The organism is Luoshenia tenuis, assembly GCF_014384745.1.
GTDB lineage: Bacteria > Bacillota > Clostridia > Christensenellales.
The window spans coordinates 1-1,231 of sequence record NZ_JACRSO010000010.1; the positions used below are offsets into that span (position 1 = coordinate 1).

Sequence of the window (1,231 nt, forward strand, 5' to 3'; positions counted from 1 at the left end):
ATTAAGGAGGAAAAGATCAAATGGCTAAGGCTAAATTTGAGCGGAACAAACCGCACGTAAACATTGGCACGATCGGCCACGTAGACCACGGCAAGACCACGCTGACGGCGGCGATCACAACGACGCTGTCGAAGATGGGGCAGGCCGAGGCGATGGCTTACGATGCGATCGATAAGGCGCCGGAAGAGAAAGAGCGCGGGATCACGATCAACACGGCGCACGTGGAGTATGAGACGGCGACGCGGCACTATGCGCACGTGGACTGCCCGGGGCACGCTGACTATGTAAAGAACATGATCACGGGCGCTGCGCAGATGGACGGAGCGATCCTGGTGGTAAGCGCGGCGGACGGCCCGATGCCGCAGACGCGCGAGCACATCCTGCTGGCCCGTCAGGTAGGCGTGCCGTACGTGCTGGTGTTCATGAACAAGTGCGATATGGTAGACGATGAGGAGCTGCTGGAGCTGGTAGAGATGGAGATCCGGGAGCTGCTCAACGAGTATAGCTTCCCCGGCGACGATACGCCGATCATCCGCGGATCTGCGCTGAAGGCTTTGGAAGCGGCGCAGAGCTCTTCCAACGTAGCGGAGGAGCCGGATTGCAAGTGCATTTTCGAGCTGATGGACGCGGTAGACAGCTACATCCCCGAGCCGGAGCGCGCGGTGGATCAGCCGTTCCTGATGCCTGTAGAGGACGTGTTCTCGATCACGGGCCGCGGCACTGTGGCCACGGGCCGTGTAGAGCGCGGAACGGTAAAGGTGCAGGATACGGTAGAGATCGTCGGTCTGACGGACGAGAAGCGTTCCACGGTCGTAACGGGCGTAGAGATGTTCCGCAAGCTGCTGGATCAGGCGGTAGCGGGAGACAACATCGGCGTGCTGCTGCGCGGCGTGCAGCGTAACGAGATCGAGCGCGGACAGGTACTGTCCAAGCCGGATTCGATTCATCCGCACACGCACTACAAAGGCGAGGTGTACGTGCTGACGAAGGAAGAGGGCGGGCGTCATACGCCGTTCTTCAATGGATATCGTCCGCAGTTCTACTTCCGTACGACGGACGTGACGGGGGTCATCACGCTGCCGGAAGGCGTGGAGATGGTAATGCCTGGGGATAACGTACAGATGGAAGTGAAGCTGATCACGCCGATCGCCATCGAAGAGGGGCTGCGTTTTGCTATCCGCGAGGGTGGCCGCACGGTTGCTTCCGGCGTCGTGGCTTCCATTATTGAATA

Annotated in this window: 1 protein-coding gene; it reads left to right on the plus strand. The window is 60.0% G+C overall.

Translation table 11 applies throughout. The features are described from left to right. Positions 1-20 precede the first annotated feature (20 nt). Positions 21-1,231 (plus strand): elongation factor Tu (gene tuf / locus H8699_RS12400; RefSeq protein WP_249285956.1); only part of this gene is annotated, 1,211 nt, incomplete at its 3' end.